Origin of the sequence: Evansella sp. AB-P1 (assembly GCF_029688925.1) — a bacterium.
Classification (GTDB): Bacteria; Bacillota; Bacilli; order Bacillales; family Salisediminibacteriaceae; genus Evansella.
Window position 1 is genome coordinate 134,796 of record NZ_JARUKY010000013.1, and the last position, 6,841, is coordinate 141,636.

General features: G+C 32.9%; 5 protein-coding genes. 2 read left to right on the top strand and 3 right to left on the bottom strand.

Going from position 1 to position 6,841, the window contains the following annotated elements:
- Positions 1-3: 3 nt before the first annotated feature.
- Both QA612_RS14970 and QA612_RS14975 read right to left on the bottom strand, forming a co-directional pair.
- Positions 4-837 carry a metal ABC transporter permease gene (locus tag QA612_RS14970; RefSeq protein WP_278284621.1) on the bottom strand — a complete coding sequence of 278 codons (834 nt, stop codon included), beginning with the start codon at positions 835-837 and terminating at the stop codon, positions 4-6.
- Positions 834-1,667, bottom strand: coding sequence for a metal ABC transporter ATP-binding protein (locus QA612_RS14975; protein WP_278284622.1), 834 nt, complete (start codon positions 1,665-1,667; stop codon positions 834-836). The genes QA612_RS14970 and QA612_RS14975 overlap by 4 nt, the downstream gene beginning before the upstream one ends.
- 192 nt (positions 1,668-1,859) lie before the next feature.
- Here QA612_RS14975 and QA612_RS14980 point away from each other — a divergent pair, with 192 nt between their 5' ends.
- Positions 1,860-3,401 (top strand): Ppx/GppA family phosphatase, encoded by a 1,542-nt coding sequence (locus tag QA612_RS14980; protein WP_278284623.1) that lies wholly within the window; start codon positions 1,860-1,862, stop codon positions 3,399-3,401.
- A gap of 370 nt (positions 3,402-3,771) precedes the next feature.
- Entirely contained in the window at positions 3,772-5,910 is a 2,139-nt protein-coding gene (locus QA612_RS14985; RefSeq protein WP_278284624.1) for an RNA degradosome polyphosphate kinase, read from the top strand.
- Positions 5,911-5,979: 69 nt separating this feature from the next.
- Here the strand turns inward: QA612_RS14985 and QA612_RS14990 are convergent, their stop codons facing one another.
- Positions 5,980-6,702, bottom strand: coding sequence for a transglycosylase SLT domain-containing protein (locus tag QA612_RS14990; protein WP_278284625.1), 723 nt, complete (start codon positions 6,700-6,702; stop codon positions 5,980-5,982).
- Between the last annotated feature and the right edge of the window lie 139 nt (positions 6,703-6,841).

The window sequence follows — 6,841 nt, forward strand, 5'->3', positions numbered from 1 at the left end:
TCATTATGTCGTTCTTTTTTTTGTAAGTAATATAGAAACAAGTAAGATAAGCACACTGATCATAACGATCGTTCCTCCAGGTGCTAGCTCTAGATGAAAAGCACTTATCAGCCCTAGTAATACAGAAACTTCTGCAAAAACTATGGAGTAAAAAAACATTTGCTTAAATCCTTTTGCCCACCTCATTGCAGCAGCAACTGGTAAAGTCATTAAGGATGAAACAAGTAATATACCAACAATTCTCATCGATGCAGCAATTACTAAAGCTACAACTACAATAAATAAAACATGCAATGTTTTTTTGGGAATCCCAGATACAACTGCTTGATCTTCATCAAAGCTTAAATAGAACCATTCCTTGTAAAATAAAATAAATAATATAATTACTATAACAGTAATGAATCGTATAAGTTCAAAATCGGATTGCCTTATTGCAACAACACTTCCAAATAAATATTGAAACAAATCATTATTAAACCCATTTGCTAGAGAAATAAAAACGACACCTATCCCTATTCCAGCAGATAAAATTATTGGAATAGCAAGCTCCTTATAGTAACGATATACGTTTCTTAACTTTTCAATAAATAGTGCTCCTCCAACAGAAAAAATCATCCCCATATAGATTGGGTTCAAAGTTGAAAAAAAGATATAATGACGACCTAACAAAAGACTAAATGCAATCCCAGACAATGTGATATGTGACAAAGCATCAGAGATAAGTGATAATCGACGTACAACTAAAAAGACACCGATAATAGGGGCGATCAAACCAATCATTAATCCCGTGTATAAGGTATATGTTAAAAATTGATATTGAAAAAATACTTGAATCATGAAGAACTTCTCCCAAGTTCATGATCATAATCGTCATGATCGTGAACGTGATCATGATCGTGGTCATGATTATGAGTGAGGATTTGAACATCATGGCCATACATTGAAGAGATCATTTCTTCTTGATTTTCAACAAACTCATTAGTACCACCATGAAAATGTAAACACTTATTTAAGCACGCTACATCTGTAATATATTCCGTCATTGCACCGATATCATGTGTCACAAGAATAAGGGTCATTCCATTTTCAACATTCAACTTCTTTAACATCAAATAAAAATTTTTCACGGATTTTGCATCAACACCTACCGTTGGCTCATCTAGTATTAGCAATTTCGGATCACTTACGAGTGCTCTTGCAATAAAAACACGTTGTTGCTGCCCACCTGAAAGCTCTCCAATATTTTGATGAATGTAATCCCCCATACCGACTTTGTTGATAGCATCAAAAACTTTCAACTTATGTTTTTTATTTAAAAAGCGAAAAAGACCTACTTTTCCATATAAGCCCATAGATACAACTTCATATACAGTAGCTGGAAATCCGCTATTAAAGCTATTAGCCTTCTGAGATACGAATCCAATTTCACTCCAATGATGGAATTTTTCTACTGTTTCTCCAAAAAGTTTAATTTCCCCCTTATTAGGGGTATTTAAGCCTAATATACATTTTATCAAAGTTGATTTACCTGATCCGTTTGGACCAACTAATCCTAAAAAAGATCCTTGAGGTATTTTTAAATGTATATCTTGTAGTACATTTCGTTGACCATAAGAGAAGGAAACATTGTTAATCTCAATGGCATAAGGCGAAATATGCTTTGTCATACAATCCCTCTATTCGTAAAATAAAATTATAAGAATCATTACGATTTATATACTCATCGTAGTATACATTACGATTACTTTTTTGTAAACTTAAGGGTTACCTTAGCAACTATAATAATTTTCCTTTACAGCAATTACTCTAATAGGTTAATTTACAAGCAACAAACAAATTTTTCTATATGAGGTGTTTATGTGAAAAATCAACAAATAGGTATTATTGATATGGGGTCCAACTCCATTCGTTTTGTCGTATATGACATTAATAAACATGGTTGTATAAAAGAAATACAAAATTTAAAGGTGGTCGCTAGATTAAGTACATATATTAATGATAACGGAGAAATGACAAATCAAGGTATACAGCTGATTCTACATACACTCCAACGCTTTTCTTACGTGGCAAAGAATTATCAATTAACGACCATTCGAGGTGTAGCAACTGCAGCCATTAGAAATGCAAAAAACCAAAAAGAAATACTTGATGCCATTAAAGTGCAAGGGGCTTTCAACATTGAAGTATTAAGTGAAGAGGAAGAAGCGTACTACGGGTATTTAGCTGTTACAAATTCCACTGACCTACAAAATGGTATCACCATTGATATTGGTGGTGGTAGCACAGAAATTACACTTTTTGAAAATCGTAAGTTAATTCATTCCCATAGCTTTTCTTTTGGTGCATTAACTTTACAATCTTTTATTCAAAATAATGATCAACCTTCAGAGACTGACATAAATGAACTAAAAGAATTCTTAAAAGCTCAATATAGTATACTCCCTTGGTTAAAGGGAAAAAAATTACCTGTAATTGGAATTGGCGGTAGTGCACGAAATATTGCATCCGTTCATCAAAGTCAAACACTTTATCCATTATCCGGTTTACATCAATATAATATAGAGGATATCGATGTACTATTAATTATTAACAAACTTAATAAAATGACATTAAAACAGAGACAACAGTTAGATGGCCTTTCCAAGGACCGAGCCGATATAATAATTCCAGCTGCAACCGCTATAGAACAGCTCATTTCCTATGTTGGTGCAAATTCTTTTATTATTAGTAATAAAGGCCTTCGTGATGGGATTTTCTCTGAAATATACTTAGAACCCATAGGTATTAGTCATTTCCCTAATGTTGCGGAAGAAAGCATATATCAATTAAGTATTGATTACTCATTAAATATTGATAGCCAAAGAAATATAGCTATTCTTTCAGCCTTTCTGGCAAGTGAGTTAAAAAATTACATTCATCCTACTCTTACAAAGAAAGATCTTAAGCTATTACAATGGAGTAGTAGAATTTATTACTTAGGAAAATCAATACATCCAGAATCAAAAAGCCAGCACACTTTTTACCTGTTAACAAATCAAACAATTGATGGCCTTAGTCATCGAGATCGCTTAGCAATTGCGTGCATTGCTTCTTTTAAATCAAGATCTCAGTTAAAACAATATATCATTCCTTTTCGAAACTTAATAACAAAAGAGGATGAAGAGAGATTTGAACTATTAGGAGCTATCTTAAAGCTTTGTTATGCATTAAATATATCAGACAGAAATGTGATTCAATCTATCCAACTTAAAGAATTCTCACAAAATAAGTGTTCTTTAGAAATGTTAGCTTGTGATGATGTATATTTCGAAAAATTTCAAGCACTAAAAACAAAAAAGCATTTAGAAAAAGCACTTGGTAAAGAGATTGACCTTATTTTTACAGATAACTTTGATTATTAGGGTAGACTTCTCATGCAAGAAAACTTCCACCATGGAGGATGAAAATACTCATCACGAGGTTCATCCGTTTCAGGCAGGCGCTTTCACTACAGGCATAAGTGCGACATCTGTTCATCCTTCACAGTGTCTTCTTTACCGTGGGGCACGGCCTCAACTTCCTACCACTTACTCGGTAAGTACTAGGGGATTTTCGGATCGTGCTGATCCCACTGGAGTCGCTGCCCTTCACTACTGAACTATTTGAGGTACAATAACTTATTTTTCTAATATTGCACAGTGTATTTTCAGGGTAGACTTAAAATCTTTACATGAAATTTACATTAGCTTGGTACAATGAAAAAAGTGTAATTAATGTAGGGGGGGATCAAAGTTGACTCAAAATACAGAAAAAAATAAAGATAAAACAAATTTGGAGCACCCTTCAAATTATAATAACCGTGAATTAAGTTGGTTAGCTTTTAATAAAAGAGTTTTACAAGAAGCCATCGATGAACGGAACCCATTATTAGAACGCTTGAATTTCATTGCTATATTTAGCTCAAACTTAGACGAATTCTTTATGGTTCGAGTTGCTGGTCTTAAAGACCAAGTTAAAGCAGGATTTAATAAACCCGAAAACAAGTCCGCTTTAACACCAAAGCAACAATTACAAAAAATAAGTGATTATAATCATTATTTAGTCCGGTTACAAGACGAATTATTTACAGAATCTATCATGCCCCGACTTAAGGAAGAAGGCATTGAGCTATTGTCTATAAATGAAATTACTCCTGAACATTTTAAGTATTTAAGCGAGCACTTTGATAATTATATCCTACCTGTTTTAACACCTATGGCTATTGATGCTTATCGTCCATTTCCAATGCTTTTGAATAAAAGCTTAAATCTAGCTGTCCTTCTAAAAACTGATGATAAACAATTAATTGGAAATGGAGCCAAAAGATTAGCTATTGTCCAAGTACCAGGTGTCTTAGAACGAACTATATCACTTCCCTCCATTCATCCAGAAGATAAGTGCTTCATTTTACTAGAGGAAGTTATTACTCATTTTATCCATCGCTTATTTACAGGAAACACCGTTTTATCTGTATCACCCTTTCGAATTACTAGAAATGCGGATTTAACCATTCACGAAGAAGGTGCACGAGATCTTCTGAAAGAAATTGAAAAAGAATTAAAGAAAAGAAAATGGGGAGCTGCTGTACGATTAGAGATGCAGAAGGGTAGAATGGATAAGGATGTATTGGCATTTTTATTAAATATACTTGAGTTAAAAAATGATGACATCTATGAAGTAAATGGATTAATTGACTATACATTTTTAACAGCTTTTTATAAACAATTAAGTAATGACAATGAGCATCTCATTCATGAAACAGTTATCCCACAACCACCAAGTGATTTAATAGACGAAGATGATTTATTTGAAGCAATACTAAAAAAAGATATTTTTCTTCATCATCCGTACGAATCTTTTCAACCAATCGTTGACCTTCTAGTTAAATCAGCAGACGATCCAAATGTATTAGCAATAAAGCAAACATTGTACCGTGTAAGCGGTGACTCTCCAATTATTGCTGCCTTAGCCAATGCAGCAGAAAAAGGAAAACAAGTCACTGTTTTAGTTGAATTAAAAGCTCGATTTGATGAAGAAAACAATATTCAATGGGCAAGAAAGCTTGAAAAATCAGGTGTACATGTCATTTATGGTATTACGGGTTTAAAAACTCATAGTAAAATCACTTTAATTATTCGTCACTACCATGGCCTTATTCAACGGTTTGTTCACTTAGGAACAGGGAATTATAACGACTCAACTGCAAAGTTATACACAGACATGGGTATATTAACTGCAAAACCATCCTTTGGAGTTGATGCTACAAACTTTTTTAATCATTTAAGTGGTTTTACTGAAAAACCAGATTGGCAAGAAATTTCTGCAGCACCACTAGAAATTCGTCACCGTTTTATTCAATTAATTGATGAAGAAATGGAATCAGCTAAAAAATTTGGGAATGGACGAATAATTGCAAAAATGAATTCTCTTTCTGATAAACAAATAATTTTAAAGCTTTATGAAGCCAGCTGTGTTGGAGTAAAAATCGATTTGATTGTACGGGGAATATGCTGCTTAAAGGCTGGTGTACCACATGTTAGTGAAAATATTACAGTAAGAAGCATCGTCGATCGTTTTTTAGAACATAGTAGAATTTTTTACTTCTATAACAATGGAAAAGAAAAAATCTTTTTATCTTCTGCAGATTGGATGACAAGGAACATGGAAAGAAGAATTGAAATTCTCTTTCCTGTGCATGAATATTCCATCAAAAAACGAATTGTAGATATATTAACCGTTATTTTAAAAGATAATGTGAAGGCTAGAATTCAACAACAAAATGGAGAATACACATATATAGACGTAAAAGAAGGAGATGAATTAATTCAAAGTCAACAAGTGTTTTATCAAAAGGCACATTCTTTTCTCTATAAGAATCCTATTGATGATTAAAATACGAAAGCATATATGCAAAAAAGGAATGGCCTCCCATTCCTTTTTGTCCATTACAACTACAATTGACTAATGATCTAATGTCAATAGGCTATTATGTTCTTCTGCATTTTCTTGAATTTCCACTGCATACCAACTCTCAGCATGACCATTTTCTTCTATATACATCTCTAAACCATATATTCCCCTATGATACGCTGTCAATGCATAATTCCAATCTTCATATAAATCATATAGAAACTCTAAATAAACTAAAGATAATTGAATGGAGTACAAAGGATCAAATAGTAAATCATGCTCATATTCCAAGTTAGCCATATTCGCAACCCACGGACCTGTATTTTCCATAAATTGAGCTAAGCCATAGGCATGTCCATATGGTGTCTCTGGTCCTACTAATGTAGGATCAAACGTCCCACCTGTCTCAATTTTTAGTAATTCGTAAACAAGGAATGGGTCAATTCCTCTATTCTCAGCTTCTAAACTTAAAAATAAACCCCATTCTTCTTCAAATTGTCCTTTGCTATCTTCATATAATGTGTTAGCAATTTCCATTCCATTCATCCAAGTAGTTAGTCCCACTGAAAAATCAGCTTCCTGAGATAATGCGTCCACATATTTTTGTATATCTTCCAAATCTAACACTTCTTCAATATTTTTTTGTACCAACTCCATCTCATTCTCTAATTCAGCCTTATCATTAACTATTTTTTGGTATTCATTACCCATAACAATAAAAAAGAAAGTAATCGCAATTAGTGCAATATAAAGTATTTTTGTTTGAGTTTGCATGTTAACCTCCCCCCGATAGCATCAAACCTTTTGATACTACAAATATATAGCATAATCCTGTTAATCATGTTTTTCAAGGAAATTAGATCTTCAAATCTACACTTTGTCTATATAACCTTTCTTAAAAAAATGTAAACAT

Coding starts and splice junctions, on each gene's coding strand:
- QA612_RS14970 (WP_278284621.1), bottom strand. CDS start 837: ATGATTCAAGTATTTTTTCAATATCAATTTTTAACATATACCTTATAC.
- QA612_RS14975 (WP_278284622.1), bottom strand. CDS start 1,667: ATGACAAAGCATATTTCGCCTTATGCCATTGAGATTAACAATGTTTCC.
- QA612_RS14990 (WP_278284625.1), bottom strand. CDS start 6,702: ATGCAAACTCAAACAAAAATACTTTATATTGCACTAATTGCGATTACT.